The organism is Caldicoprobacter algeriensis (genome assembly GCF_023838525.1).
GTDB classification, from domain to species: Bacteria; Bacillota; Clostridia; order Caldicoprobacterales; family Caldicoprobacteraceae; genus Caldicoprobacter; species Caldicoprobacter algeriensis.
This window is the reverse complement of sequence record NZ_JAHUQD010000004.1, coordinates 42,810-69,413: the sequence shown is the minus strand read 5'-3', so window position 1 is coordinate 69,413 and position 26,604 is coordinate 42,810. Positions and strand designations below refer to the sequence as shown.

General features: G+C 44.0%; 26 protein-coding genes, 1 tRNA gene and 1 pseudogene. 24 read left to right on the top strand and 4 right to left on the bottom strand.

Annotated features, from left to right (window positions below):
- Nucleotides 1-62: 62 nt before the first annotated feature.
- Entirely contained in the window at nt 63-191 is a 129-nt protein-coding gene (locus KVG29_RS12585; RefSeq protein WP_420840520.1) for an LDCC motif putative metal-binding protein, read from the bottom strand.
- A 285-nt stretch (nt 192-476) separates the two neighbouring features.
- Here KVG29_RS12585 and KVG29_RS03570 point away from each other — a divergent pair, with 285 nt between their 5' ends.
- The 3 genes from KVG29_RS03570 to KVG29_RS03560 all read left to right on the top strand — a co-directional run bounded on the left by KVG29_RS03570 (nt 477) and on the right by KVG29_RS03560 (nt 4,597).
- Nucleotides 477-2,330: an urease accessory protein UreH domain-containing protein gene (locus KVG29_RS03570; RefSeq protein WP_252226595.1), complete on the top strand. Its 1,854-nt coding sequence runs from the start codon at nt 477-479 to the stop codon at nt 2,328-2,330.
- Nucleotides 2,331-2,499: 169 nt separating this feature from the next.
- Nucleotides 2,500-3,201, top strand: a complete 702-nt coding sequence (locus tag KVG29_RS03565) for a response regulator transcription factor (RefSeq protein WP_252226593.1) — start codon at nt 2,500-2,502, stop codon at nt 3,199-3,201.
- A gap of 1 nt (nt 3,202) precedes the next feature.
- Entirely contained in the window at nt 3,203-4,597 is a 1,395-nt protein-coding gene (locus KVG29_RS03560) for a sensor histidine kinase (RefSeq protein ID WP_252226591.1), read from the top strand.
- A gap of 188 nt (nt 4,598-4,785) precedes the next feature.
- Here KVG29_RS03560 and KVG29_RS03555 read toward each other — a convergent pair whose 3' ends face one another.
- The gene (locus KVG29_RS03555) at nt 4,786-5,166 is read right to left on the bottom strand and encodes a helix-turn-helix domain-containing protein (protein ID WP_252226590.1); all 381 of its coding nucleotides are present in this window, start codon (nt 5,164-5,166) and stop codon (nt 4,786-4,788) included.
- A 143-nt stretch (nt 5,167-5,309) separates the two neighbouring features.
- On the opposite strand from KVG29_RS03555, the gene KVG29_RS03550 reads away from it, so the two are divergent.
- The 7 genes from KVG29_RS03550 to guaA all read left to right on the top strand — a co-directional run bounded on the left by KVG29_RS03550 (nt 5,310) and on the right by guaA (nt 13,923).
- Nucleotides 5,310-5,486 (top strand): aspartyl-phosphate phosphatase Spo0E family protein, encoded by a 177-nt coding sequence (locus KVG29_RS03550; protein ID WP_252226589.1) that lies wholly within the window; start codon nt 5,310-5,312, stop codon nt 5,484-5,486.
- Nucleotides 5,458-6,135, top strand: coding sequence for a GGDEF domain-containing protein (locus KVG29_RS03545; RefSeq protein WP_252226588.1), 678 nt, complete (start codon nt 5,458-5,460; stop codon nt 6,133-6,135). The genes KVG29_RS03550 and KVG29_RS03545 overlap by 29 nt, the downstream gene beginning before the upstream one ends.
- Before the next feature lie 112 nt (nt 6,136-6,247).
- Entirely contained in the window at nt 6,248-6,622 is a 375-nt protein-coding gene (locus tag KVG29_RS03540; protein ID WP_252226587.1) for a GntR family transcriptional regulator, read from the top strand.
- 297 nt (nt 6,623-6,919) lie between these two features.
- Nucleotides 6,920-10,711 (top strand): phosphoribosylformylglycinamidine synthase, encoded by a 3,792-nt coding sequence (locus KVG29_RS03535; protein ID WP_252226586.1) that lies wholly within the window; start codon nt 6,920-6,922, stop codon nt 10,709-10,711.
- A gap of 139 nt (nt 10,712-10,850) precedes the next feature.
- A complete protein-coding gene (hisH, locus tag KVG29_RS03530) occupies nt 10,851-11,453 on the top strand; it encodes an imidazole glycerol phosphate synthase subunit HisH (RefSeq protein WP_252226585.1) in 603 nt (200 codons plus the stop codon).
- 127 nt (nt 11,454-11,580) lie between these two features.
- Complete coding sequence (gene hisF / locus KVG29_RS03525; protein ID WP_252226579.1) at nt 11,581-12,342, top strand: imidazole glycerol phosphate synthase subunit HisF; 762 nt, start codon at nt 11,581-11,583, stop codon at nt 12,340-12,342.
- Between the two features lie 9 nt (nt 12,343-12,351).
- Nucleotides 12,352-13,923 (top strand): glutamine-hydrolyzing GMP synthase, encoded by a 1,572-nt coding sequence (guaA, locus tag KVG29_RS03520; protein WP_420840519.1) that lies wholly within the window; start codon nt 12,352-12,354, stop codon nt 13,921-13,923.
- Between the two features lie 89 nt (nt 13,924-14,012).
- Here the strand turns inward: guaA and KVG29_RS03515 are convergent, their stop codons facing one another.
- Together KVG29_RS03515 and KVG29_RS03510 are read right to left on the bottom strand one after the other, a co-directional pair.
- Nucleotides 14,013-14,576 (bottom strand): pyruvate kinase alpha/beta domain-containing protein, encoded by a 564-nt coding sequence (locus KVG29_RS03515; protein WP_252226577.1) that lies wholly within the window; start codon nt 14,574-14,576, stop codon nt 14,013-14,015.
- 105 nt (nt 14,577-14,681) lie between these two features.
- Nucleotides 14,682-14,933, bottom strand: a pseudogene (locus tag KVG29_RS03510) (IS21 family transposase); the annotation flags it as partial.
- Between the two features lie 158 nt (nt 14,934-15,091).
- Between KVG29_RS03510 and KVG29_RS03505 the strand changes: the two are divergent.
- The 14 genes from KVG29_RS03505 to KVG29_RS03440 all read left to right on the top strand — a co-directional run bounded on the left by KVG29_RS03505 (nt 15,092) and on the right by KVG29_RS03440 (nt 26,564).
- Nucleotides 15,092-15,493: an arsenate reductase ArsC gene (locus KVG29_RS03505; protein ID WP_252226576.1), complete on the top strand. Its 402-nt coding sequence runs from the start codon at nt 15,092-15,094 to the stop codon at nt 15,491-15,493.
- Nucleotides 15,494-15,695: 202 nt separating this feature from the next.
- Nucleotides 15,696-16,037, top strand: a complete 342-nt coding sequence (locus KVG29_RS03500) for an ArsR/SmtB family transcription factor (RefSeq protein WP_252226575.1) — start codon at nt 15,696-15,698, stop codon at nt 16,035-16,037.
- Complete coding sequence (locus tag KVG29_RS03495) at nt 16,013-16,258, top strand: ATP-binding protein (RefSeq protein WP_204489156.1); 246 nt, start codon at nt 16,013-16,015, stop codon at nt 16,256-16,258. The genes KVG29_RS03500 and KVG29_RS03495 overlap by 25 nt, the downstream gene beginning before the upstream one ends.
- A 207-nt stretch (nt 16,259-16,465) precedes the next feature.
- Nucleotides 16,466-17,638, top strand: coding sequence for a permease (locus KVG29_RS03490; RefSeq protein ID WP_252226573.1), 1,173 nt, complete (start codon nt 16,466-16,468; stop codon nt 17,636-17,638).
- Nucleotides 17,639-17,919: 281 nt separating this feature from the next.
- On the top strand, nt 17,920-18,159 hold the full coding sequence (locus KVG29_RS03485) for a thioredoxin family protein (protein WP_252226572.1): 240 nt from the start codon (nt 17,920-17,922) through the stop codon (nt 18,157-18,159).
- Nucleotides 18,160-18,447: 288 nt separating this feature from the next.
- The gene (locus KVG29_RS03480) at nt 18,448-18,933 is read left to right on the top strand and encodes a permease (protein WP_252226571.1); all 486 of its coding nucleotides are present in this window, start codon (nt 18,448-18,450) and stop codon (nt 18,931-18,933) included.
- On the top strand, nt 18,930-19,460 hold the full coding sequence (locus tag KVG29_RS03475; RefSeq protein WP_252226570.1) for a permease: 531 nt from the start codon (nt 18,930-18,932) through the stop codon (nt 19,458-19,460). Before KVG29_RS03480 ends, KVG29_RS03475 begins: the two co-directional genes overlap by 4 nt.
- A 182-nt stretch (nt 19,461-19,642) precedes the next feature.
- Nucleotides 19,643-20,488, top strand: coding sequence for a TMEM164 family acyltransferase (locus tag KVG29_RS03470; protein ID WP_252226568.1), 846 nt, complete (start codon nt 19,643-19,645; stop codon nt 20,486-20,488).
- Between the two features lie 93 nt (nt 20,489-20,581).
- Nucleotides 20,582-20,657: transfer RNA gene (locus KVG29_RS03465), tRNA-Val, on the top strand.
- Nucleotides 20,658-20,848: 191 nt separating this feature from the next.
- A complete protein-coding gene (locus tag KVG29_RS03460; RefSeq protein WP_252226566.1) occupies nt 20,849-22,699 on the top strand; it encodes a spore germination protein in 1,851 nt (616 codons plus the stop codon).
- Nucleotides 22,700-22,702: 3 nt separating this feature from the next.
- The gene (locus tag KVG29_RS03455; RefSeq protein WP_252226564.1) at nt 22,703-23,797 is read left to right on the top strand and encodes a GerAB/ArcD/ProY family transporter; all 1,095 of its coding nucleotides are present in this window, start codon (nt 22,703-22,705) and stop codon (nt 23,795-23,797) included.
- Nucleotides 23,794-25,062, top strand: a complete 1,269-nt coding sequence (locus KVG29_RS03450; RefSeq protein ID WP_252226557.1) for a Ger(x)C family spore germination protein — start codon at nt 23,794-23,796, stop codon at nt 25,060-25,062. Before KVG29_RS03455 ends, KVG29_RS03450 begins: the two co-directional genes overlap by 4 nt.
- On the top strand, nt 25,059-25,217 hold the full coding sequence (locus KVG29_RS03445; protein WP_252226556.1) for a hypothetical protein: 159 nt from the start codon (nt 25,059-25,061) through the stop codon (nt 25,215-25,217). Before KVG29_RS03450 ends, KVG29_RS03445 begins: the two co-directional genes overlap by 4 nt.
- A 294-nt stretch (nt 25,218-25,511) precedes the next feature.
- A complete protein-coding gene (locus tag KVG29_RS03440; protein ID WP_252226555.1) occupies nt 25,512-26,564 on the top strand; it encodes an inorganic phosphate transporter in 1,053 nt (350 codons plus the stop codon).
- The last annotated feature ends 40 nt before the right edge of the window (nt 26,565-26,604 follow it).

Genomic DNA, 26,604 nt, shown 5'->3' with positions numbered 1-26,604 from the left:
AAAAAGACGGCCCGAAAGGGCCGTCTTTTTGATTGGGTAGAGTTTGTCTGAAATGGTTTTTGTTATTTCTTATACTTCTTTTGTGCATTATTTTGTCGGTTTAAATCACAGCAGTCCAGCCTTTGACCATGGAAGACCTCATTGTTTTCTTTGGCTAGTTTTTGAAGAAATTTTCTAATCCATTTAAGCATATGAGGTACCACCTTTCCATAAAACTATTGTATTGAACTATATACATAGGTCATACCAAAGACAATAATATGGCGGTATTATCCACATCGTTTATTATATCAGGTAAATGTGAATATCTTGTGAAAAGCAACCCCGCGACTTCCATTTAAGCCTTCTTAATATTTAATTGAATCGCCGATCTTCATAAAATTTTCATATTTAAGTGGTACAATTAAACTGTATAAAAAGCAAAATAAAAGTATAAAATGCTTTCTGGATAATTTTGTGTATGGAGGTATGCAACGATGAAGCAGGGGTTGATACGTAAAATTCTAAAAATAGAAGGAATGACCTGTACAAGCTGTGAAATGAGAATAGAGAATGCTTTAAAGAAGCTCGAAGGTGTAGTAGATGTTAGGGCTACCCTCAGCAGTTCCAGCGTTTATGTTACCTATGATGCAAATGTGGTAAGCCTGGATAAAATAATTGAGGCTATAGAAAAACTGCACTACCAGGTAAAAAATAAAGCAGGAGAACAGATTGTATCAGGAACCGATGCAAAGAAAGCATCTGAAGATAAAATGACTGTAAACCAGTTTCTGGGTATAGGAATTATCCTGTTTGCTCTCTATTTTATTATAAAGAACACAATTGGCTTTAATTTTGTACCTGAGGTCAACCAGTCAATGGGATACGGAATACTTTTTGTAATGGGTTTGTTGACTTCACTACACTGTATAGCAATGTGCGGTGGAATCAACCTGTCCCAGTGTGTTTCCTATAAATCTGAGGACGGCGATTCGAGTAAGTTTTCCAGGCTTAAACCCAGTTTGTTGTATAATTCTGGAAGAGTTGTATCCTATACCATTGTTGGGGGTATCGTGGGGGCACTGGGTTCGGTTATAAGCTTTTCCGGTGCTGCAAAGGGGATTGTGGCAATCCTCTCCGGTGTGTTTATGGTCATTATGGGGTTAAATATGCTGAATGTATTTCCATGGCTTAGGAAATTAAATCCCAGAATGCCCAGGATTTTTGGTAATAAAATCTACAAAGGTGCGGGCAAATATGGTCCATTCTATATAGGATTGCTGAACGGTCTAATGCCATGTGGTCCACTTCAGGCAATGCAGATCTATGCTTTAGGTACGGGTAGTTTTGTGGCGGGGGCAGCATCCATGTTTCTATTCAGCCTTGGGACTGTACCATTGATATTTGGCTTTGGTGCCATCAGCTCGCTGCTGAGCAGAAGATTTACACACAAGATGATGAAAGTAAGCGCTATGCTGGTAATAATTCTTGGTGTGGTTATGGTAAACAGGGGGTTGAGTTTATCTGGAGTTAATATTGCCTTTGCTTCATCTGAATCAGGAAATATTGCTAAAATAGAAGGAGATGTGCAGGTGGTCACTTCTCAAATTGGTTCATATAGTTATTCGCCCATAGTCGTCCAGAAAGGCATTCCGGTAAGGTGGACAATACGGGTTGAAGAGAAAGACTTGAATGGATGTAATAATCCCTTGATCATTCCCAAATATAATATACAGAAAGAACTGGTTCCAGGGGATAATATTATCGAGTTTACTCCTACGGAAGAAGGCAATATAGTATATACCTGCTGGATGGGGATGATTAGAAGCAATATAAAGGTAGTATCGGATATCAGTAAAGTATCCAAAAAAGATATACAGGATTCTGATGGCTCAACATCAGGGGCAGTCGGTGGAGGATGTTGTGCGGCTGGTTCAAAAGCCACTAAATTTGCCGGCGGAAGGATACCCACCGATGAAATAGCCATAGGAGAAATTAAAGATGGCGTGCAATATGTAAGCATGGATGTAAATGATTACGGGTTTTCACCGGCGGTTATTGTGGTTCAAAAGGGAATCCAAACAATATGGACAATCAACGGGGAACAATTAAACACTTGCAACAATATGCTGATCTTCCCTGCATACAACGCAAGAGTGTCGTTGAAAGAGGGGAAAAATGAGCTTCAATTTGTCCCCGAGAGCGATTTTACCTTTAGTTGCTGGATGGGGATGTTAAATGGTTATGTTAAGGTTGTGGATGATATAAATAATATCGATATGGATGCTATAAAGAAAGAAATCGAAAGGTACAGACCTGCAAGAGGTGCTGGTGGCTGTTGCGGAATATGAAAAAATGGATATTGTAGTTGCGGTTGGTGATGAAATCTATAATGCTCCTGTAGGAGGAGCTTTTTTGTTTAAGGTTTAACGATTGAGATAAGAATCTTTTGTGGCAACCACCGTGTAGGTGATATAATATTTTATATCCATCAACGAATTTACTCGCAAGGAGGAAAAAATGATTGCTAGTGTGAAAAAGATCCTTGTAGTGGATGATGAGGTCAAGATTGTTGAAGTTGTCAAGTCCTATTTGGAAAACAGGGGGTATTCCGTCGATGTGGCATATAACGGCAAGGATGCTTTGGATAAATTTGAAAAAGTAAATCCGTGTCTGATCATTTTGGATTTAATGCTCCCTGATATACCCGGCGAGGAGATTTGCCAAATGATAAGGAGGAAATCAAGGGTACCTATCATCATGCTGACCGCAAAGGTTGATGAAGAGGATATTTTAAGAGGATTGAATATTGGTGCCGATGATTATGTTACAAAGCCATTCAGCCTGAGGCAATTGGTGGCAAGGGTTGAAGCGGTATTAAGGAGAGTGAGCGATGATCCTGTTCCTCTATCCAGCGTCATATCCTTTAATAACGGCGATCTGGTGATCGATACTTTGAAATATGAGGTAAAGAAGAATGGAAACACTGTTAATTTGACCCCCAGTGAATACAAGCTGCTTATGACGATGATTAAATATCCCGATAAGACCTTTACAAGGGAGGAACTTATATCTATGGCATTTGGAGATGATTTTGATGGTTATGACAGGACCATCGATGCTCATATAAAGAATATAAGGCAAAAAATTGAGTCGGACCCCAAAAATCCAAAGTACATTTTAACAGTTTATGGAACAGGCTATCGGTTTGGTGGTGAATAATATGAAATACAGTTTGAGGACTAAATTGTCTTTATCTTATGTTTCAGTAGTCATAGTTTGTGTATTTTTGACTAGTGTGCTCACTAACTTGTTCCTTGAAAAGCAGTTCAAGGAATATGTTATAGAAAATCAAGAGCGAAAAAACAAGGAAATTGTTTTTCTGATCAGCCAGCAGTATAAGCCGGGTGGGAGATGGAATACAGATGTCATAGAGAATATTGGTATAAATGCCCTGGAGCAGGGTATGATAATAAAGGTTGTTGATTCTGGCGGGAAAGTAATATGGGATGCGATGACGCATAACAATGGGTTGTGCCAGCAGATGCTCGAGCATATGGCTCGTAATATGGCCAGCCGCTATCCAAACTGGGAGGGGGGTTATGTGGAGGATAAATATCCTGTCACATATAATTTGAGTGAAGTTGGAAGGGTTGAAATCGGATATTACGGCCCGTATTATTTTAATGACAATGATCTTGCTTTTATTAATACTTTAAATCGGTTGTTTGTCGGCGTAGGAATAATTTCCCTCTTCTTATCGCTGTTTATAGCTGCATTTATGTCAAAAAGATTGAGTACGCCGATTTCAAGGGTCATTGAAGCTGCCCACAAGATTTCCAAAGGATATTATCAGGACAGAATTACCGAGAAGTCAAGTATAAAGGAGATTTCTCAGCTTACCAAGACGATAAACGATCTAGCTGAAACGCTAGAAAAGCAGGAGATGCTGAGGAAAAGGCTTACAGCTGATGTAGCACATGAATTGAGAACTCCTCTTGCTACGCTCCAGAGCCATATGGAAGCAATGATTGATGGAGTGTGGGAACCTGATATTGATAGGCTTAAAAGTTGCCATGAGGAGATTGTTAGAATAAGCAGGCTGGTAGGCGACCTTGAAAAGCTGGCAAAATATGAAAGTGAAAATCTTATCCTTAACAAAACACGCTTTGATGTTTCAGAGCTTATTCGACATATTATCAAGAACTTTGAAATGGACTTTATAAACAAGCGATTGGATATCAGATTTTATGGGCAGAGAGAGATCGTTTTTGCTGATAAGGATAAAATAACTCAGGTAATTATAAATCTTTTATCCAATGCAGTGAAATATACTCCCGAGGGAGGAAGGGTTGAGGTTAGAGTAGAAGATAGCGGCGATGTGATTAATATTATCGTTAAGGATACCGGGGAAGGCATCTCGCCAGAGGATTTACCATATATCTTTGAACGCTTTTATCGTGCTGATAAATCGAGAAACAGGCTAACGGGGGGAGCAGGAATCGGGCTTACGATAGCCAAAGCCATTATTGAGGCACATAAGGGGACAATACGAGCAAATAGCAGGATAAATGAAGGGACGGAATTTATAGTATCATTGCCAAAACAGGTAGGGTAAAACGCCTACCTGTTTTTTTAGCTTTTTAATGCCTCCGATAACGGATGACCACTTGGCAGTGAAAGTACGCAGTGGGCTTAGTAGGGGGAACCATTACCCAAGGGCAGATTATAATAAAGAAATACTTTCAAAATATTCTTTTGTAAAATAGAAGCACCGAACGCATGAGTATTGTTGTGTAGGACAAATCATTCTATGTTAACATATGGAAGAATCACCTTTATAAGCTTTTTAATTAGCTCAAGCTCTTTAGAAGAACACTTGCCAAGCAGCTCATTTAGCTCTTCATCACTTTGGCTTGTGTAATTATCGCAAGGCTCATTAACAGAAGGTTCGGCATTAGAAATTTTACCGAAAATGAGGTAATCCAAAGAAATATGTAAACAGTTTGCTATTTTCACCAAAACCGGCAGGCTCATTTGCCTTTCGCCTCGTTCCAACTGACCAACATAATAGTCAGAAAGCCCGATAATTTCTGCAAATTCCTCTCTTGAAAGCCCAAGTTTTTTCCTTTCATCACGTATCCTTTGACCAATTGCTTTGTTATCTATTTCTTTTTTGTTTGCCATTTTGTTCACTCCCAAGCTTATATACTCTTACTTTACCGAATTCTGCGGCTTATCTGAATTTGCAAGTTGTATATTTTTATAATTGCCAATTAGCCCATATATAATGTAAAATTATGCATGATGGTTATTGGCGGGGTGGTCACATGGATACAAAGACCAGCATCGAAATAGCCAGAAATATACTGAATAACGCCATTGAAATGAATATGAGTAAGGAAATTATTTTTAAAATAAGCCAGAGGATAGACCAGTACATTGTAAAGTACTATATAGAATATGGGGGTTTAAAAGGTGGATTTAGTGAAGAGAAAAATCAATGAGTTGGTTGTTGTTTTAATATCGGCCGACTTATCGTCATGGTTTATAGTACTTTTCATGGGCAAAAGGTACGCCTTAAATTACAGCCTGATATGGATGTTCATTATGACAGTTCAGATAGTGAGCAAAGTGTGTTTAGGAGTTTTGGTTTATAATCTGTATAAAGAGGCATATACCGACGTGCTGACCGGCCTGTACAGCAGAAGGTATTTTTACAAAAGGGTAGCAAACAACAAGATAAAACCGCCTTTTTCGCTGCTTCTCATTGATATTGACGACTTCAAAAGCGTAAACGATACATACGGTCATGTTGTGGGGGATTTTGTATTGCGGCAGTTTGCCGATATTCTGCGAAATAACGCAAGAGAAGATGATGTTATCGCTCGCTGGGGCGGAGAGGAATTTGTGATGGCTCTACCTGAAACCAATATAGATGAAGCCTTTAATATTGCGGATGCCATAAGGAAGGCGGTAGAGGGGCATTGTTTTTGCTGTGAAGGGGTTACATGCAGCATAACCGTAAGCATTGGCATAGCCTCAATTGACGAAAGAGCGGATATTGATGATATAGAGCAATTCTTTGTAACTGCGGATAAGGCCCTCTATAAGGCAAAGGAAAATAAAAATTATATAACGGTTACCAAAATTTAGGATTACTTTGGTATAAAAAGTGTTGAGGAATATAGTATTGACAAAACTGTTCTTAGTGTATATATTGTATATAAACACTAATATGTTAATATACAGGAGTGATTGCCCGGGCATGAATATCGTTATTTCAAATTCTTCACAAGAGCCAATTTATGAGCAAATTGCAAGGCAGATTAAAAATATGATTATGCGAGGGGAACTGAGAGAAGGGGATATGCTGCCCTCCATAAGAAGCCTGGCAAAGGAACTGCAAATAAGCGTTATCACTACGAAAAGGGCGTATCAAGAATTAGAAAATGATGGATATATTGTAACGGTTCAAGGAAAAGGTTCTTTTGTGGCGGCTCAAAATAAAGAGCTATTGAAAGAGATGCGCTTGAAAATTGTGGAAGAAAAACTGGCTGAGGCGGTGGATGCTGCCAAAACCATAGAATTGACCCTCGAGGAAATGCAGGAGATGTTGAGAATACTTTATGAGGAGGTATAGTATGGCGCCTATTTTGGAGGTCAAAGGTCTTAAAAAAGAGTTCAAGGGTTTTGCTCTAAAAAATATAAGCTTTGCGAAAATTACCAAGCAGCATCTATGTCGTACAATATGAGAAAAATTATAAAAAAAGTATTTAAAATTCCGAATTTTTATGTTATTATTTAACTGTATTGTTCAGAATGTGTGGTGCTATCATCCTGTTGTAGATATTGATATATTATGGAATATTTTTACATTAAGGGGATAAATTATTGTTTTTCAAGATAAATTATTGGTTTTCAAGGAGATAAGATAGCCATGAGCAAAGTAAGGCGAATATTCGTTGAGAAAAAGAGAGGTTTTGATATCGAGGCACAAGCGCTTTACAGGGATTTAAAGTACAACCTGGGGATAAAAGGGTTAAAGTACGTCAGGGTCATAAACCGCTATGATGTGCAGGGGCTCTCTGATGAAGAATACATGGCGTGCAGGAATACTATATTTTCTGAGCCACCTGTGGATGTGGTATACGATGAAGAGCTCCCTTTGAGGGATGGTGAAAAGGCCTTTGCCATAGAGTACCTGCCGGGGCAGTACGACCAGAGGGCCGATTCGGCCAGCCAGTGCATACAGCTTTTGACCAAAGGCGAGAGGCCTATGTGCCGTACTGCTAAGGTTATCGTCTTAAGCGGCGATATTTCAAAAGAGGAGTTTGATAGGATAAAGGGCTACTGCATAAATCTCATTGAGTGCAGAGAGGCCTCTTTCGAAAAGCCTGAATCGCTTGAAGTTGAGGTTGAGCCGCCGGCTGACGTGGAAACGATAGAAGGATTTACCGGGTGGGGTAAAGATAAGCTAGCCGAGTTTATAGAAGACAGGGGATTTGCCATGTCTTTGGGGGACATGGAGTTTTGTCAGGATTACTTTAAAAACATAGAGAAACGTGACCCCACTATAACCGAGCTTCGCATGCTGGACACCTACTGGTCCGACCATTGCCGCCACACCACATTTTTAACGGAGCTTGAAAAAATTGAGATTGAGGATGGTAAGTATACCCGTCCGATAAAAGCTGCACTTGAAAGCTATCTGGATTCTAGAAAGTTCGTCTATGGGGATAAAGAACAGGATAGAGATATTTGCCTTATGGACATAGCCACAATTGCCATGAAGGAGCTTAAAAAGAAGGGCATGCTGGATGACTTGGAGGAATCCGACGAGGTAAACGCCAGCAGCATTGTGGTTGATGTGGATGTAAACGGCAAAAAAGAGCAGTGGCTTGTGATGTTCAAAAACGAAACGCACAACCATCCTACCGAGATAGAGCCCTTTGGCGGGGCGGCCACCTGCCTTGGAGGGGCCATAAGGGATCCTCTGTCGGGACGTGCTTATGTGTACCAAGCAATGAGGATTACGGGAAGCGGCGACCCCAGGACGCCGATTGAGAAGACCCTTCCTGGGAAGCTGCCGCAGCGCAAGATAACCACGGTGGCTGCCCAGGGATTCAGCTCATACGGGAATCAGGTTGGCCTTGCCACCGGACAGGTGGTAGAAGTTTACGATGAGGGATATGTGGCAAAGAGGATGGAGCTGGGTGCGGTAATCGGTGCCGCGCCGAGGCAGAATGTAGTGAGAGGCAAGCCGCAGCCAGGCGATGTAGTAATACTCCTGGGCGGAAGAACTGGCCGTGACGGGTGCGGAGGCGCTACCGGTTCGTCCAAGGAGCACGATGAACAGTCGCTGGCAAAGTCAGGTGCCGAGGTCCAGAAGGGGAATCCGCCCACCGAAAGGAAGATCCAGAGGCTTTTCAGGAATCCTTCGGTGAGCCGGCTTATCAAGAAGTGCAACGACTTTGGCGCCGGTGGTGTGGTGGTGGCCATAGGTGAGCTGGCCGATGGCCTTGAGATAAATTTGGATGCCATACCCAAAAAGTATGAGGGGCTTGACGGCACCGAGCTTGCCATATCCGAGTCGCAGGAAAGGATGGCGGTGCTGGTATCGCCTAGGGATGTAGAGAAGTTTATCTCAGCTGCTGCACAGGAAAACCTGGAGGCCACACCGGTTGCGCGTGTGACCAGTGAGCCGCGGGTCAGGATATGGTGGCGCGGGAAGCTCATAGTGGACATAAGCAGGGAGTTTTTGAACACCAACGGGGTCAAAAGGAAGAACAGGGCTGTGGTGTCAGCGCCCGAAGAGGAAGGCAACTTCTTTGAGAAGCTGCCTGAAGAGGTATTGATGTGCGATGTCGATATAAAGAAGGCATGGCTCAACAACCTTGAAAGGCTCAACGTTTGCAGCCAGAAGGGGCTTGTTGAGAGGTTTGACAGCACCATAGGTGCCGGAACGGTGCTTCTGCCATTTGGCGGGAAATATCAGCTCAGCCCTGCCGAAGGCATGGTGGCCAAGATACCGGTGCTTGAAGGGGATACTACCACCGGCACCATCATGACCTTTGGCTATAATCCTGTATTGGCCAAATGGAGCCCATTTCACGGTGCCGTTTTTGCTATTGTAGAAGCGGTTTCAAAGGTGTGCGCTCTGGGCGGCGATTGGCGCCGCATAAGGTTTACCCTTCAAGAATATTTTGGTAAACCAGGGGATGACCCGGTGAAATGGGGAAAACCTCTGGCGGCCTTGCTGGGAGCCTATTATGCTCAAATAAAGCTTGGTTTGCCCTCAATTGGCGGCAAGGACAGCATGTCGGGAACGTTCAAGGACATGGACGTTCCGCCCACGCTGGTGGCATTTGCGGTAAATACCGTCGATGTAAACTGCGTGATTTCAACCGAGTTTAAAAAGGCGGGTAGCAAGGCCGTTTTAGTGCCGCTTAAGAGGGACTGCAATGGGCTGCCGGATTTTGAACAGCTTAAAGCCAATTACACGAGGATTTACTCTCTCATAAAATCCGGTAAGGTTTTGGCCGCTGCTGTCGTCAAGGCGGGTGGCATTGCCGAGGCCATAACCAAGATGTGCTTCGGCAATATGCTGGGGTTTGTGTTTGAAAAGGTTGATGACTTGAAGGTTCTTTTCAGGCCAGATTATGGTTCTATCATACTTGAAGTCCGTGGAGATGAGGACCTGGCAGCCCTGTTTGGTGGTATAGAATATAAGCTACTGGGATACACCGATGAGAAACCCGAGATAGGCGTGAATGGCGTAAGGATAAGCCTTGATGAGGCTTTGCAGAGCTGGGAAAAACCGCTGGAGGATGTATTCCCCACCAGGCTTCATGAAGAGGCCGAGCCCAAAGATAATACCGATATGGGGCTGTTTACGCGGGGCATACGCCAGAAGCCTAAGGTCAGGATCGCAAGGCCCAGGGTGTTTATACCGGTATTTCCCGGGACAAACTGCGAATACGACACCGCCAGGGCGTTTGAAAAGGCAGGCGGGGTGGTGGACGTCTTCGTGATAAGGAATTTGACTCCACAGGACATTGAAGAATCAATAGAGGAGATGGTAAAACGTATAGACAATTCGCAGATCATAGCCATACCGGGTGGATTCAGCGGAGGGGATGAGCCCGACGGTTCGGGCAAGTTCATAGCCACTACATTTAGAAACCTGTATATAAAAGAAGCGGTGATGAGGCTTTTGAAGGAAAGGGACGGACTTATTTTAGGCATATGCAATGGTTTCCAGGCGCTCATAAAGCTGGGTTTGGTGCCCTATGGAGAGATAAGGGATATGACCGAGCACAGTCCCACTCTTACCTTCAACACCATAGGTCGCCATGTCTCCCGTATGGTCTATACTAAGGTGGTATCGAATCTTTCGCCATGGTTTTCCAAAGTTAAGCCCGGCGATATCCATGCCGTTGCTGTGTCCCACGGCGAGGGCAGGTTTATTGCCTCGCTCCAGCAGGTAGCCGAGCTGTTTAGAAACGGGCAGGTGGCTACTCAGTATGTGGATTTTGAGGGGAAGCCCACCTATGATATACGCTTTAATCCAAACGGTTCGCTCATGGCTATAGAAGGTATAACCAGCCCTGATGGTCGCGTGCTGGGCAAGATGGGGCATTCCGAGAGAATAGGTACAAACGTTGCCAAAAATATACCGGGTGAGAAAGACCAGAAGATATTTGAGGCCGGCATTGAGTACTTCATGTAAAACGAAGCAATTTTGCTCTTGTGTGTGGGGCCATAATATTGTAAGATAAAATGGTGTTAAATGTTATGCTAAGCATTACATTGTGATACAGCTTGAACTTATTGTTAAGGCAGCTTGATAATTTTATGGAGGAAATATAATGATTGCCATTGTAGATTACGGCATGGGTAACTTGCGGAGCGTTCAAAAAGCATTTGAATATTTGGGCTACCAGGCGGTGATCACGCAGGACCCACAGGTGATCTTAAATGCCAGCCATGTGGTGCTGCCGGGGGTTGGAGCATTTGGCGATGCCATTCGAAATTTGGAGAAGGCTGGATTGATAGACAGCATATACAGGGTTGTGCAGGACGGCAGGCCGTTCTTGGGTATTTGCCTGGGCCTCCAGCTGCTATTTGAGAGGAGCTATGAAGGAGGGGCCTTCAAGGGATTGGCGTTGTTACCGGGGGAGGTAAAAAGGCTTCCTGAGGAACTTAACATAAAGATACCGCACATGGGCTGGAATGAGCTGAGATACAGAGCCAACCCGATATTTGAAGGGTTGGATGACCCGTGCTTCGTCTATTTTGTTCACTCCTACTATGTTGAGCCAAGGGTTTCCGAGCACGTTATAGGGACTACCTTTTATGGAATGGATATAACGGTGGCGGTCAACAAGGACAACATATACGGACTTCAGTTTCATCCTGAGAAAAGCGGGGCAGAGGGGCTTAAGATGCTCAGAAATTTCGCACGACTTTGAAGCGGGCTGCTTCAAATACCGCCTGTTGGGGACGGAGCAGCTTGAAAAGGCGGAATACAAATACCCCAACCGTCTATTGGTGTGGTTTTACTGCACAATAGACGACACAATGGGTTACAGGAAATAGATGCTTACAAAGCGCATAATCCCATGTTTGGATGTTGATGGCGGAAGGGTAGTGAAAGGCACAAACTTTCTTAATTTAAGGGATGCCGGAGATCCGGTCGAAATAGCGAGGCTATATGACCAGGCTGGTGCCGACGAGCTTGTGTTTCTCGACATTACTGCATCAGCTGAAGCTCGCAACATAATGCTTGATGTTGTGGCCAGGACCGCCGAGCAGGTTTTTATTCCGCTGACCGTAGGTGGTGGTATACGCAGCCTTTCGGATTTCCGTGATATACTCAAGGCCGGTGCCGATAAGATTTCCATAAACTCTGCAGCCGTACGAGATCCTGACCTTATAGAGGAAGCGGCTATAAGGTTTGGCAGCCAGTGCGTCGTAGTGGCAATAGATGCTAAGAGTCGGCAGGATGGTACCGGTTGGGATGTTTACATCAACGGTGGAAGGATAAACACGGGTAAGGATGCCGTCGAGTGGGCCGTAGAGGTTGAAAAAAGAGGTGCCGGGGAGATACTCTTGACCAGCATGGATGCTGATGGCACCAAGAACGGATACGATGTTGTTTTGACCCGGGCCGTAACGCAGGCGGTTAATATACCCGTTATTGCGTCGGGCGGTGCGGGCCGGCCTGAGCATTTCTACGATGTGATAGTGCGTGGAGGAGCGGATGCCGTTCTGGCCGCTTCTCTGTTTCACTATAGGGAGCTCACCATCTCGCAGGTAAAGGAGTACCTGGCAGAGAGGGGCATACCTGTGAGAAGATAGATGCTATTTATGAATCTAAGTTCACGAGAGAAAGGGGTATTTGGTTTGAAGCACGAAGTGGTGCTAATACTCGACTTTGGAGGGCAGTACAGCCAACTTATTGCCAGACGGGTAAGGGAAGCCAGCGTATACTGCGAGATACTGCCGTTTGATGTTTCAATCGATAGGATTAAATGTTTGAATCCCAAAGGGATTATACTAACCGGAGGACCTGCGTCGGTTACTGAGTCGGGTGCGCCTTTCTGCCATCAGGAGGTGTTTGAGCTGGGCGTGCCTGTGCTGGGAATATGCTATGGTATGCAGCTTATGAGTGTCATGCTGGGTGGTGAGGTTGCCCGGGCCGAACAGAGGGAGTACGGTAAAACCGAAGTAACGCTTGATCCCTCCAGCCAGCTCTTTTACGGCCTGGAGGAGCAGACAGTCAGCTGGATGAGCCATACTTATTATGTGAGTAAGCTCCCAGAGGGGTTCAGGGTTACGGCAAGGTCAGCCAACTGCCCTGTGGCGGCCATGGAAAATCCTCAGAAAAAGCTGTATGCGGTGCAGTTTCACCCCGAAGTGGAGCATACGGTTAAGGGGAAGGAGATGCTCAAAAACTTCCTGTTTGGGATATGCAGATGCGCAGGAGACTGGAAGATTTCATCCTTCATTGAGGATGCCGTTGAGGATATACGCCAAAAGGTGGGCGATGCTTCGGTGCTGTGTGCCCTGTCGGGCGGCGTAGATTCATCGGTGGCGGCATTGCTGGTGCATAAAGCAGTGGGCGACAAGCTTACCTGTATTTTTGTAGACCACGGGCTTTTGAGGAAGAATGAGGCTGACCAGGTTGAAAATGTCTTCAAAAACAGGTTTAATATCAACTTCATAAGGGTGGATGCGGCCGATAGATTTTTGTCCAGGCTGGCCGGCGTAGTTGATCCTGAAAAGAAGAGAAAGATTATAGGCGAGGAGTTCATAAGGGTTTTCGAAGAAGAGGCGAGAAAGCTGGGAAAGATTGATTATCTGGTACAGGGCACCATATACCCAGACGTGATAGAGAGCGGCACTGGGAACGCGGCAGTTATAAAGAGCCATCATAACGTCGGCGGACTTCCGGTTGATATAGACTTCAAGGGAATTGTCGAACCGTTGCGAAGCCTTTTCAAGGATGAGGTAAGGCAAGTGGGAAGGGAGCTAGGCCTTCCAGAGGAGATAGTTTCAAGGCAGCCTTTCCCGGGGCCAGGCCTGGCGGTAAGAGTAATAGGTGAGGTGACAAGGGAGAAGCTCGAAATCCTCAGAGAAGCTGACCATATATTCCGGGAGGAAATCGAAAAGGCTGGGCTGGCCAAAGACATAAGCCAGTATTTTGCAGTGCTCACCAATATGAAAACGGTGGGCGTTATGGGAGACGACAGGACATACGACTACGTTGTTGCCCTGAGGGCGGTGGTGACCACCGACTTCATGACGGCACAGTGGGCAAAAATATCATACGATGTTCTAGAAAGGGTGTCCACCCGGATTGTAAACGAGGTAAAACACGTAAACAGGGTGGTTTACGATATCACCACAAAACCTCCTGCCACAATCGAGTGGGAGTAGAAATTTGGAGTAGAAAAAAGCCCCCTAAGCCTTGGAGTGGAAGGTTTTGGGGGTTACATTTTTGATGTGCTTTATTTGAGGCTTACAAATTAAGCGATTCTAGGTTTGCAAAGAATTTCGCATATCCTGAAGTCTTTAATTTTTCTTGCAAAAGACGGCCTGACTACCAGAGCGGTGTCACATCCTTCACTGGTTCCAGCGATAGAGATTATTTCGGAACCCGGCTGAATAAGGCCAGCTTCCACAGCCATGATGGATATTTCAACTGCTACTTTTGTTCCCTGTGAAAACATGCGCAGAGTATCGGCTATAATGCTGCCTGGTGTATGTTCGCCAAGGAATCCTTCTGCTACACCATCGGCTAGGCCATGAAGGCCGGTTAACACATTTATGCCTACTTTTTCTAACTTGCTTCTTTCTTCAGGCGTCATTGACCATCCCAGCTCTTGAAAGCTATTGGAAATGCTTATGGCTATAACTTCAATACCTGTACCTTCAAAAACTTTGGCTGCTTCAAGGGCTGTATAGCCATGGGAGGAAGCCACCAGCACTTTTTTGATCCCCAGCTCTAAGGCTCTTTTTTTAGCGATTTCCAGAGTGGTTAAGGTATTTTTTCTTCCAGGTTCTTCAAAATATGTAACGGTACTTTCCATAGAACACGCCCCCTTGTTTTTAATTTTGATGAAAATCGTTAAGCTAATGAAATTATAACATATATGAGTTGTTTTTGGTAACTGAATGGCAAGCAGAGTTATTTATTTTTCTAACACAAGGATCACTATAGATGGAATATTGAATATACCTAAGTTTATCACCTGTTGAATAGTATCCTTGTATGGGTCAAGCTTTGACCCTCTTTTAGGATGAGGTTTTCTTCGAGGAATTCCATCTGCTCTCAGGTATTTTCTTACAGTATTTCTTGAAGGATCAGTTTCTTTAACGATTGCACGAATGCTCTTGCCTTTTGCTTTTAACTCGTGTAACATTATAATAGATTCACTCCCTAGCATTTATTTCTCTCCGATTCTTTGTAGGATTAATCAGATGGATAATTTCTCACGGGGTGGGTCAATTATATACCGGCGGTGACACAATTGTAAAAAAGATAGTCAATCAGTAAAACAAGGCACTTGTTTGAACAAAATGAAGAAAGGGGTATGCAGCGAGCATGAAAAAGAAAGTGGCGTTTGTGTGCGTGCATAATTCCTGCCGGTCTCAAATGGCAGAGGCCTGGGCAAAGAAATTAGGGAGCGATGTCCTGGAGGCCTATTCTGCCGGGACCGAGAAATATCCCGAGGTCAAGCCTCTGGCCGTCAAGGTTATGGAAGAAGTGGGGGTGGACATGACCGGGCATCATCCCAAGCTGCTAAGTGACATCCCTGCCCAAGTGGATATATTGATAACCATGGGATGCGGTGTTGAGTGTCCCTACGTTCCCTGTAAGCACAGGGAGGATTGGGGCATAGAAGACCCATCAGGTGGCCCCATAGAGGAATACAGAAAGGCAAGGGATATCATCAGGCAAAAGGTTGAGGAACTGATAGACAGGGTAAAGAAAGGTGAGTTGTGAAATTAGGGATTCAGAGACCGGTAGGTTGCAGCCGGGCTATTAATATTGACTCAGGTATGATGAAACATTACAGAGCATATTAAAGATTTTGTGTATTAAAGTATTAAATTTACTTATTGACAAACACAAAAAATAGTAATATTATTATTAGTAAATTAGAAAATTCTAATATTCTAAAGAAGGTGTATTGCGAATGGCACATATGAGCGATAAATTGGTGGCTGGAGTGTTTAAGGCCCTCGCTCATCCCATAAGGCTGCAAATTATCAATCTGTTGAGAGCGGGACCGCTGTGCGTTTGCGAGATTTTGCCCAATATTGATTCTGAGCAGTCAAACGCTTCGCAACACCTGGCGGTTTTGAGGAGTCAAGGTATTGTGGAAAGCGAGCGAGAAGGGACCAAGGTAGTTTACAGGCTCAAGAGTCCTGAGGTGTTGCAGGTAATTGAATTGGTAGAAAATATGATTTTAAGGCAGATTGAGGAAACAAAAATATTATTGGAGGAGAAGGGGGAGCTCAAATGTCAAAGACGTGGTATCCGGTGATAAATTATGAGGAATGTATTGAATGCGGTGCCTGCCTTGAAAAATGCAAACACGGGGTGTTTAAGCGCGATGGCAATAGACCTGTGGTGGTCTACCCTGAAGGATGCGTAGAAGGTTGCAAGGGATGCGGTAACCTGTGTCCAGTGGGGGCAATAGCCTATGTAGGGGATGCCGGCGAGGATGGTGGAAGCTGCAATTGTGGGTGCAGTTGTTGTGGCTAATATGTGATACAATGGGGATTAATTAAAGTTACAAACAGTGTTATTTATGCAGCGTTATTAGGTTATAAGGTGGGCTATGAGTGTGGTTTGTGAGTAAACCACATTATCGGTGGTGCTTATATGGGTGTCTGATTATCAGACATCAACTATAAGGGAATATTATGAAAATTAAAGTTTGTAAATATGAGTATTAAGGAGATGGAAACCATGAAGGAATGGAAAAAATTTGCGTTAATAGTAGGAGTATTCCTTGCCGCCTACTGTATACCTTTTTCTCATCCTAGAGTGAGTTCGGCAATACTTGAGGCGTTTTACATGCTCCAGGAATATGCAAGGGAGCATGTGCTCTTCTGCCTGGTACCGGCGCTGTTTATTGCCGGTGCAATTTCAAATTTTATATCCCAAGCAGCTGTCATTAAGTATTTCGGCGGTCAAGCCAAAAAATGGGTATCATATGCTGTGGCATCGGTTTCGGGCACTATTCTTGCCGTATGTTCGTGTACAGTCCTTCCGCTGTTTGCGGGGATATACAAGAGGGGTGCTGGTATCGGCCCGGCTATTGCATTCCTTTATTCAGGGCCTGCCATCAATATACTTGCTATCATTCTAACGGCACGCGTTCTGGGATGGGAGCTTGGCATTGCAAGGGCCATAGGTGCAGTGCTTTTTTCTATAATAATAGGCCTTATTATGGCGGCTATATACCGCAAGGAAGATGAGGCTCGCACAAAAAGCTCTATGGCACAGTTTGTGGAAGAAGCCGAGGGGCGCAGTCCGCTGCAGAACATCATATACTTTGCCAGCCTCGTATTCATATTGATCTTTGCTGCGTGGGGTAAGCCGGCTCAGGATGTGGGGTTTTTCATGGCGGTTTACAGAGTAAAATGGTATTTGACTGCTTTTTTCCTCATCGTTTTAGGTTATACCTTGGTCACGTGGTTTAATCGGGATGAAAGGATTTCGTGGGTTGAGGCCACCTGGAGCTTTGCAAAACAGATCCTGCCGCTGCTGTTTGGAGGGGTTTTGGTTGCAGGTTTCCTTATGGGAAGGCCCAATATCGATGCGGGGATTATTCCTTCCAAATATATCTCGGCTGTAGTTGGAGGTAATTCTTTGCTGGCAAATCTTGTAGCTTCAGTGGTTGGGGCATTCATGTACTTTGCCACCCTCACCGAAGTGCCTATATTGCAGGGGTTACTGGGTTCAGGAATGGGAAAAGGCCCGGCTCTGGCACTTCTGCTGGCCGGCCCAGCGCTTAGCCTTCCCAGCATGTTGGTTATAAGGAGCGTGCTGGGCACAAAGAAGACTATTGTATATGTATCCCTGGTAATCATATTCGCTACCATAACCGGGATGATATTTGGTTTTATAGTTGGGTAAAATTTGTAAGTTGATATATTTATATTTACAACTGACGTAATGTATTTGTTAAGTGGTGGGTTTAGAGCTTTGATAGTCAATCTGCATATTATGACTCGATGTTTTGGAAAAGTGTTTAGGAAGCAAAGACTCAGTATACGATAATTGCAACATTGAAGGATGAAGTTTAAAGGGAATTAATGTTTAGATTTAAAAGTTGACTCATAAAACAAACAAAAAATTATGACTTTGAACTTTTTTAGAATATGAATATAGTATGACCTAATGGGGAGGTGAAGTATGTGGATATAAAGATTCTGGGGACAGGATGCCCTAAATGCAAGATGCTTGAGAAAAATGCCAGTGAAGCTGTGAGCGAGTTAGGGATTGACGCTACCATTGAAAAGGTCACTGAAATTGACAAGATTATGGAGTACAATATAATGATGACTCCGGGGCTGGTTATCAACGGCAAGGTAAAGGCATTTGGTAGGGTCCCCGGCAAGGAGGAGATAAAGAAGCTCATACAGGATGAGATGTGAAGCGCGCGTGAAACATGATATGACAAAGATTTTTTAAGATTTTTGGGAAGCATTTATAGGTAACTTGCCTAAAGCTTCCCATTTTTCTATACCTTCTTAAGACCAATTTTTGATTCTGATCCATAGCTAATTTTGCTGAATTAAAAGGAATTTGGGATCTTGAAGCGAAAAATGTTATATGATAAATAATATGGAGCTGTAGCTAAGCAAGTAAACTTGTAGCGGCATCCATTTCGACCTAGGTGTTGTCGATGCAGATTAAGATACAGATTAACGAGGAGGAATTTTATGGGAAACTTAATGCTGTATGCTATCACTATCGTACTCGTTCTATTATCATTTTACAAGGATAGGGAAAAGACATTGAAGGCATTAAAGAAGGGATGGAAGGCCTTTGAAAACATACTCCCGCAGTTTTTAGGGGTTATAATGCTGGTAGGGATTTTACTGGCTGTTTTGAATCCTGAAGTTATCAGCAAAATTATAGGGAGCTCTTCTGGATGGTGGGGTGTATTCCTGGCATCGGTCGTGGGGGCTATTACTTTAATCCCAGGGTTTGTTGCTTTTCCGACAGCGGCCATGCTGCTTAAAAGCGGAGCAGGTTATATGCAGATAGGGGCTTTTATATCTTCATTGATGATGGTGGGGGTAGTCACCTTTCCGGTGGAAGTTAAATATTTTGGTAAAAATGTGGCTATTTTGAGGAATTTACTGGCTTATCTGTTCTCGTTCATAGTGGCATATGTCATAGGAAAGGTGGTGGGCGGCATATGAATTTGATAAAGAGGTACAGATTTTTTATAATAACTATAGGTATAACCGCTTTGTTGATGATTATAAACAGGGAACTGGGTATTAAGGCGTTGCAGGTTACCGGATATAGTTTCAAAGAGATGCTGCTGGTTATTCCACCTATTTTTGTTTTGCTTGGGCTGCTTGATGTTTGGGTGCCAAGGGAGACAATGGTGAAGTATCTGGGTGAAAATTCGGGATTGAAGGGGATCCTTCTTTCTATCCTCCTGGGTTCAGCTGCTGCAGGGCCTTTATACGGGGCTTTTCCAGTAGCTGCAGTATTCATGAAAAAAGGAGCCAAGTTTTCCAATATCTTGATATTTTTGGGTGCTTGGTCTACCACTAAAATTCCTATGTTTTTATTTGAGATGAGTGCTTTAGGTGTCAAATTTGCGTTGACGAGGCTTTTTGTCAATATACCCGGAATCATCATCATAGCCTATGCCATAAGCAAGCTGTTAAAACCACAAGAGATAGAGGCCATATATGAGAATGCCAGCAACCTGTAGTTTGTGATGCTTTTTTGTTAGGTTGTTCTGAATACTCTTGAAAAGTGATACGCATAATGATTGAGTTTGTAGAGCAACATTGCACCATAATGAAGTCCCAAAGGCCGAACCTGCAGACAAGTTATAATAAAGGTCTTAGACTTTTCGAGAACGTTTTGGCCTAAATAAAAGGGGGATTTACCGTGTTTAAGCTATTCTTTGCCGGTAAAGATGACCCGCTAATTTTGCAAAACGGTCCTTACAGGCCTTTCACTACTTTGCACATCTCGGCAATGCTGTTTCTGTTTATAGTGGTTTATATAGCTGTTGGCCATGTCAAGCAGAAGGAGTATCGTTTGCGGTTTTTATGGTCTGTTTGGGCTTATGCCTTTCTTGTTTTTCTTAATATTTTCAGATTTGTATGGGATGTCTATATGGGGATTTTTAACATAAAAGAAGATTTGCCTCTTCAGCTTTGCGGTATACAAATGTTTGCCATTCCCCTGGCGCTTTTGCTGCAACGCAATGAGGGCCAACCGCTTGACTATTCTGATACATCCAGCATTGCTGAAACTTCAAGGTGGATCTGGAAGATGGGAGAATATATGTGTGAATTCGTGTATGCGTACGGGACAGTAGGCTTTGTGCTCGCCCTAATACTTCCACTTCCCACGCTTAGCGAATACCCGGTATTTCATTTTAGAAGCATTCAAAGCCTGCTTTATCACACGGCCATGGGTTTTATCGCATTTATGCTTCCCTATTTAAACTATCAGCCTGATATAAGAAATGTGAAAAAGGCATATTGCGTTCTTATAATATGTGCGGTACTTACCGGAATAGTAAATATGCTTATAGGCAGCAATTATCTGTATACCGCTTATCTTCCAATTGAATTTAAGCTGCTGCCCTGGCCGCTGTATCTGCCATTTTTGTTTGCGTTTGCCCTGTTTGTGGGGCGTTTGCCATATTATGCATATGCATTCTTTCACAGAATGTGTTCGGAGGATATGGTGGATGTGTTGCATGAAGGCAGGTCAGGTTTTTGAGTAGCTTGAAATGTGGCGGAGCCGATAAGTTTTTCCCTATTGACAAATGCGAAGTTCAGGGTATATAATAACAATGTAAAGTTTAATAGAGGCGGGACCTTAGCTCAGCTGGGAGAGCGCCACACTCACATTGTGGAGGCCACTGGTTCGAGTCCAGTAGGTCCCACCAGTGAAAATGAGACCTTCGGAAAATTCCCGAAGGTTTTTTGTTTTCACAGAACCACGTTGTATCACTGCATTTATCCACCTCTTCAAGCTGGTCTTAAAGTTTGTGCTGGCAATATAAGCATAAATATTTTTTGGGACGCTATAATAAACTTTAGAGTTTATTTGTGGGTAACCTGAAAAGGTGTGATGAGTATGCCAAACATTTTAAGGGCCGTTATTGACCTTTTTACATACAAGCCTCTTCAAAAATTCGCTACAGAAGAATATTTGGGAGAAGAAAGCCAGCCGCCGAAAAATGGCGGGGGAAATGATGGCCAGGACAACGCCAGCGAAGGAATAGACTGGCAGAAGATTTTGAAGCAGGCAGATGACAAACAAGTTCAACAAAACAATCAGGGAAATTGCCGCACTGCTGGTGCCGGTGGACAAGCGAATGGTACTGTTACTGGCACAGTTAAGCCAACTGTTGTAATAAGAAGGAGAAACAGGCAAAAGAAAAGGGCAGGGCAGAGTAGCCAGTGGAGAGGACTCGAAAAGAGAGATGTTGATTTAATCAAAAACGGCATGGTGGCTTCAAATATTGACGTTAATATGGAATATATAAGGCAGAGGTTCAGCGTACCAAAAAATCAGGATATAGTCATTAGGGAGTTCAACGTCGCAAAAAGGCTCAAAGCCTTCTTGGTGTTTGTAGATGGAATGATGGACAAGACGGTCATTAACCAGTTTGTTCTGCCACAGCTTATGGACGAAGGCAATTTTAAAGAATTCAGCCAAGGCGACGTCATGGATTACATAATCAGAAATGTGATATCCATCTATCAAGTGACCAGGATTAAAGAGTACAGCAGAATAATTCCTCAAATTCTCAACGGCGTAACTGCCCTGTTTGTTGATGGTTGTAGCGAAGCACTTTTGATTGAGAGCCGGGGCTTTGAAAAAAGAAATATTGAGGCTCCCAGGACTGAGAATGTTATAAGGGGACCGCAGGAGGGCTTTACCGAGAATTTGAGGACCAACCTTTCATTGCTCAGGAAAATAATAAAGAGCGAAAACTTGATAACCGAAATTCTGCCGGTGGGCAACAAAAATAGGATCAACTGTGCTTTGGTTTATTTGGATGACACCGCAGACCCTGAATTGGTGCAAGAGGTTAAAAGGCGTATAAGGAATATAAAATACGATTTTGTGGAATCAAGCGGAATGCTGGAACAACTTCTGGAGGACAATCCTTTTATGCTTTTTCCACAGGTGATAAGTACCGAAAGGCCCGACAGGGCTGCTTCTTTTATCATGGAGGGACAGGTGGTCATAGTGTGTGAGGGTTCACCTTTTGTAATGGCGGTGCCCGTTACATTCTTTCACCTTTTGCATTCCTCGGAGGATACGATGCTTAGGTGGCAGTACGGGACGTTTATCCGGCTTACCCGGTTTATCGGGGTGCTAATTGCTTCGCTGGTGCCAGGGCTTTGGATGGCGCTTGTGCAGTTTCACAGCGAAATGATTCCAACTCCACTTCTGCTGTCCATACTCAAGATGAGGGAAGCCGTTCCATTTCCTGTCGTGGTTGAGGTGCTGCTTATGGAGATTGCGTTTGAGCTGATTCGCGAGGGCGGCATTAGGGTTCCAGGGCTTATAGGTCAGACTTTGGGCATTATAGGGGCTTTAATACTGGGACAGGCTGCCGTTGCGGCAGGGCTTGTAAGCCCCATACTCATCATCATTGTGGCGATAACAGGAATCGGAAATTTCGTCATACCCAATTATTCCCTGGCAATGGCCATAAGGATTGTGAGGTTTTTCTTCATCTTCATGGGCGCTGTTCTGGGGTTTTATGGCATTTCGGTGGGTCTGACTATTTTGCTGGTTTTGACTTGCAGCATGAAGTCGTTTGGGGTGCCGTTTCTGGCGCCTTTTACCCCCAAGACAAGGCGCAGCAGCGATTTGATTTTGAGGAAACCCCTGTACAAAGAGTTGGTAGCGGGAGATTACATGGATACAGTGAGCAGGAGAAGCGGTTTGTACCCTAAAAGGGGTGAATAACAATTGGTAGGACAAGGTAAATTTGGGAATAAAGAAGCCATTTCTGCTCTGGTAATTGCCTGCATGGCAAAGGAATTTTTCACAGACCCCAATATGATAGTGAGAAAAGTGGGAACAGCCGGATGGTATATGGTGTTGGTAAGTGCGGCTGTTGCAGCTTTGGGTTTTACTGCTGTGTATTTTCTGCTCAAACGATTTCCAGGGAAAAATATAATGGAGATATATGACGATGTGTTTGGCAGGTACATCGGTTTTGGATTTTCTTTTACGGTAGCTTTTGTATTGCTGTTTTCTGCTGCAATGAATTTGAGGGAGTATGTTGAAATAATAAAGATATATGTGTTTCCTAAAACTCCACCGGTCTATTTGATAGGTTCGCTGGCCGTAACTGCGGTTATTTTGAGCTTTATAGGGCTGGAGAATATAACCAGGTATTCAAAGCTTGCTGGCTATGTAATGCTGGTGGGATTTATAATATTGCTGATGCTTTCATCCAGATTCTTTCGATTTTACCGTATTTATCCGTTACTTGGGTATGGGCTGAAAAACACCCTTGTTCAGGGGTTTTTGAGAAGTTCGATATATGGTGAAATAACCCTCGTTGCCATATTCGCCAAGTCGCTGCATGGTATACAGGATATAAGGAAGGTAGGATATACCAGCTTAATTATTGCAGCTTCTCTCATGCTTTTGATGCAGCTTGGGTTAACTTTGATCTTTACATATCCTTTTAGCAAGGAGCTTACTGCGCCCTTGTATGCCGGGGCGTCACTTATTCATTATGGGGTCTTTTTCCAGAGAGTGGAATCGCTGTTCCTATTTATCTGGAACATCAGTACCTTGATATCCATACCTTTATTGTTTTATATGGTGTTGCTTATATACTCTTATCTTTTCAAAATAGATGATATAAGGCCCATCACAGTCCCATTTTCGTTTATAATGATTGCCCTATCGTTGATTCCTTCAAACATTGTTGAGCTGGTACAGTTTTACATAAGATATTTAAGAGAGTTTGGCTGGGTGGTATTCTATGTGCTACCCTCTATAGCTTTGCTGATGACGGCGTTGACTAAAAAGAAGGGTTGGCAGGCATGAAGAAGATAGTGGCTGTGGTATTGCTGTGCATCATACTACTTATGCTGGCTGGCTGTTACGATGCCAGGGATATCAACGACGCTGCCTATATTTTGTTGATAGGCATAGACAGGGGGATATCGGATAAGTTCAGGGTTACTTTTAAATTTCCAGCCTTTGAAGCCGGCGGGGCACAGGGAGAAGGCGGCGAATCTCCCGGCGGTGGTTTGAACTATAAAACCCTGACCATTGATGCTCCTTCCTTCAGTGCGGCCCTGGAATTAGCCAACACAAACATACCTAGGACGCTCGACTTTATGCATGTGCAGTTTATTGTTATTTCTGAAGATATTGCCAAAGCCGGGCTGATAGGAGAATTTTTGGCCCCCATAGTCAGAAACAGCTCCATCAGGTACAGCACCCGCCTGCTGATTGCCAGAGAAAGCGCGGCCGAGTTTGTTGAGCTGCTGGAACCGTTTGGTGGGAGCGATATAACCAGGATGTGCGAAAACTTGATAAACCAGGCACGGGAAACGGGGCTGTTTGCAGACCTTACCTTGTACGATCTGCACGACTGCATGACATCGCCATACCATCAGCCCATAGCCGTCCTGGCAGCGGTGAACAAAGGTGGAAACTTTATAGAGAAAGGGCCTAAGTGGGATACAAAATATAATATACCCGGTGACTATTATGCGGGAGATGTGCCGCGCAAAAAAGGAAGCAAGGTTGAGCTTTTAGGGTTGGCTGTGTTTAACGGTGACAGGATGGTAGGCAAGCTTACGGGGCATGAGAGCCGGTTGCTGGCTATGGCGAAGGGGGCTTTTGAGAAGGGAACGTACACCATCCCGGATCCCAAACGGCCGGAACTCAACGTGGACCTTGAGGTGAGGGAGGCAAGGCGGCCTGATATAAAGGTATGGTTTGAGGGCGAAAAGCCTTTTGTTAGTTTAAAGATATACCTTGAAGGGGACATACACAGCATTCAGAGCGGAATTCACTATGAGACCCCTGAGATGTTGCCGGTAATAGAAAGAGCTTTTGAGAGGTTTATAAAGAGAGAATTGGCTAAGGCGATTGAAAAGACGCAGCAGCTTAACTGCGACGTGTTTCACTTTGGCCATACCGCCGTAAAAAAGTTTGAAACCATACAGGAATGGGAGGCTTATGACTGGAACAGCCATTACAAGGACGCCGAGATATACACGGAGGTGGATTTCAAGATAAGGCGTACGGGTACCATGATTTATAGCTCTAGGATAAAGTATTCAGGGGAGGATAAATGAGATACGTTATCGCAGTGTTCATACTCATTTGCTGTGGATACAGCTTAAGTTATGCGAAGTACTGTTGGAAAAATAAAAATAAACTAGCGGCGGTGGGGACCACAATTCTGGTAGCCGTGGCGATCATTTTGCCTCTGGTAATGATGAGCAAATGAGGTAAGGGGATGATAGTAACTACTTTTGAAAGCCCTGTGGATGCAGCCTATAGGGCTTTCAACGTTCAAACAAGCCCAACTCATGTCAAAATTTGGAGATAAATTAAAAGTATTGCGCTTGTGGTGAGAATATGATATTATTATGTGGGTGTTTTGTGCTTGTACCTTTCATTGTATGTTAATGGTTATTGTAAAATTAGATATAACGCAAAAAAAAATTATAGAAATTATCTGTAGTTCTACTATGTTTTTACAATGGCTATGAAAATCTGTACATGTGGAAGGAAGAGAAGGATGGCGGTTTCGTTTGTCGAATTTTTACAGCAGCTTTTTACGATTCCTGCACTATTAATAACAACTCTGTTGACACTGTCGGTCATACTGGTCAACGGCTGGACCGATGCACCCAATGCTATTGCTACCTGCATTTCTACCCGGTCTTTAAGCCCGCGCTGGTCGGTATTGCTGGCTACTGTATTCAACTTTTTAGGCGTATTTGTCATGACGGTTATCAATAATTCCGTTGCCATGACAGTTTATAAGATGGTGGACTTCCGTGGAGATACCCACACGGCACTAGTGGCGCTGTGCGCTGCACTGTTTGCTATAGTGAGTTGGGCAACTGCCGCATGGTGGTTTGGGATACCTACAAGCGAAAGCCATGCTCTTATAGCTGGTCTTTCGGGTGCAGCCATAGGCCTTCAAGGTGGTTTTTCGGGCATAAATGGGGCTGAGTGGGTAAAAGTACTGTATGGCCTTGTATTATCGACGTTTCTAGGATTTGTGCTGGGGTTTGTGACAGTGAAGTTGGTGGAGTTTTTATTTAAAAAGGCCGACAGACGGAAGACGCTTGGATTTTTCAAGAATGCTCAGATATTTGGCGCCGCTGCCATGGGTTTTATGCACGGTGCACAAGACGGGCAAAAGTTTATGAGCGTGTTTTTACTGGGGATGTTCCTGGTAAAGGGACAGGCTGGAACGGGTCAGTTTCAAATTCCTTTATGGCTTATAGTTCTGTGTTCGCTGGTCATGGCACTGGGAACCTCGATAGGAGGATACAGGATCATCAAATCGGTGGGTATGGATATGGTGAAACTGGAGAAATACCAGGGCTTCTCGGCTGATTTAGCTGCAGCTTTGTGCCTGCTTTTATCCTCGCTGGTGGGTTTCCCGGTGAGCACCACCCATACCAAAACCACGGCCATCATGGGCGTGGGATCGGCCAAACGCATTTCCTCGGTAAACTGGTCGGTGGTGCAGGACATGGTGCTTACCTGGATTTTGACCTTTCCGGGTTGCGGCCTTATCGGCTTCTTGATGGCCAAATTGTTTATATGGCTCTTCTGACAGCGATTTAAGCGATGACATTTTACTGAGTACAGGAAGG

What these genes read in the sequence shown, in the direction of transcription:
- KVG29_RS12585 (WP_420840520.1), bottom strand. Translation starts at nt 191, where the DNA reads ATGCTTAAATGGATTAGAAAATTTCTTCAAAAACTAGCCAAAGAAAAC.
- KVG29_RS03570 (WP_252226595.1), top strand. Translation starts at nt 477, where the DNA reads ATGAAGCAGGGGTTGATACGTAAAATTCTAAAAATAGAAGGAATGACC.
- KVG29_RS03565 (WP_252226593.1), top strand. Translation starts at nt 2,500, where the DNA reads ATGATTGCTAGTGTGAAAAAGATCCTTGTAGTGGATGATGAGGTCAAG.
- KVG29_RS03560 (WP_252226591.1), top strand. Translation starts at nt 3,203, where the DNA reads ATGAAATACAGTTTGAGGACTAAATTGTCTTTATCTTATGTTTCAGTA.
- KVG29_RS03555 (WP_252226590.1), bottom strand. Translation starts at nt 5,166, where the DNA reads ATGGCAAACAAAAAAGAAATAGATAACAAAGCAATTGGTCAAAGGATA.
- KVG29_RS03550 (WP_252226589.1), top strand. Translation starts at nt 5,310, where the DNA reads ATGGATACAAAGACCAGCATCGAAATAGCCAGAAATATACTGAATAAC.
- KVG29_RS03540 (WP_252226587.1), top strand. Translation starts at nt 6,248, where the DNA reads ATGAATATCGTTATTTCAAATTCTTCACAAGAGCCAATTTATGAGCAA.
- KVG29_RS03535 (WP_252226586.1), top strand. Translation starts at nt 6,920, where the DNA reads ATGAGCAAAGTAAGGCGAATATTCGTTGAGAAAAAGAGAGGTTTTGAT.
- hisH (WP_252226585.1), top strand. Translation starts at nt 10,851, where the DNA reads ATGATTGCCATTGTAGATTACGGCATGGGTAACTTGCGGAGCGTTCAA.
- hisF (WP_252226579.1), top strand. Translation starts at nt 11,581, where the DNA reads ATGCTTACAAAGCGCATAATCCCATGTTTGGATGTTGATGGCGGAAGG.
- guaA (WP_420840519.1), top strand. Translation starts at nt 12,352, where the DNA reads ATGAATCTAAGTTCACGAGAGAAAGGGGTATTTGGTTTGAAGCACGAA.
- KVG29_RS03515 (WP_252226577.1), bottom strand. Translation starts at nt 14,576, where the DNA reads ATGGAAAGTACCGTTACATATTTTGAAGAACCTGGAAGAAAAAATACC.
- KVG29_RS03505 (WP_252226576.1), top strand. Translation starts at nt 15,092, where the DNA reads ATGAAAAAGAAAGTGGCGTTTGTGTGCGTGCATAATTCCTGCCGGTCT.
- KVG29_RS03500 (WP_252226575.1), top strand. Translation starts at nt 15,696, where the DNA reads ATGAGCGATAAATTGGTGGCTGGAGTGTTTAAGGCCCTCGCTCATCCC.
- KVG29_RS03495 (WP_204489156.1), top strand. Translation starts at nt 16,013, where the DNA reads ATGTCAAAGACGTGGTATCCGGTGATAAATTATGAGGAATGTATTGAA.
- KVG29_RS03490 (WP_252226573.1), top strand. Translation starts at nt 16,466, where the DNA reads ATGAAGGAATGGAAAAAATTTGCGTTAATAGTAGGAGTATTCCTTGCC.
- KVG29_RS03480 (WP_252226571.1), top strand. Translation starts at nt 18,448, where the DNA reads ATGGGAAACTTAATGCTGTATGCTATCACTATCGTACTCGTTCTATTA.
- KVG29_RS03475 (WP_252226570.1), top strand. Translation starts at nt 18,930, where the DNA reads ATGAATTTGATAAAGAGGTACAGATTTTTTATAATAACTATAGGTATA.
- KVG29_RS03460 (WP_252226566.1), top strand. Translation starts at nt 20,849, where the DNA reads ATGCCAAACATTTTAAGGGCCGTTATTGACCTTTTTACATACAAGCCT.
- KVG29_RS03450 (WP_252226557.1), top strand. Translation starts at nt 23,794, where the DNA reads ATGAAGAAGATAGTGGCTGTGGTATTGCTGTGCATCATACTACTTATG.
- KVG29_RS03445 (WP_252226556.1), top strand. Translation starts at nt 25,059, where the DNA reads ATGAGATACGTTATCGCAGTGTTCATACTCATTTGCTGTGGATACAGC.
- KVG29_RS03440 (WP_252226555.1), top strand. Translation starts at nt 25,512, where the DNA reads ATGGCGGTTTCGTTTGTCGAATTTTTACAGCAGCTTTTTACGATTCCT.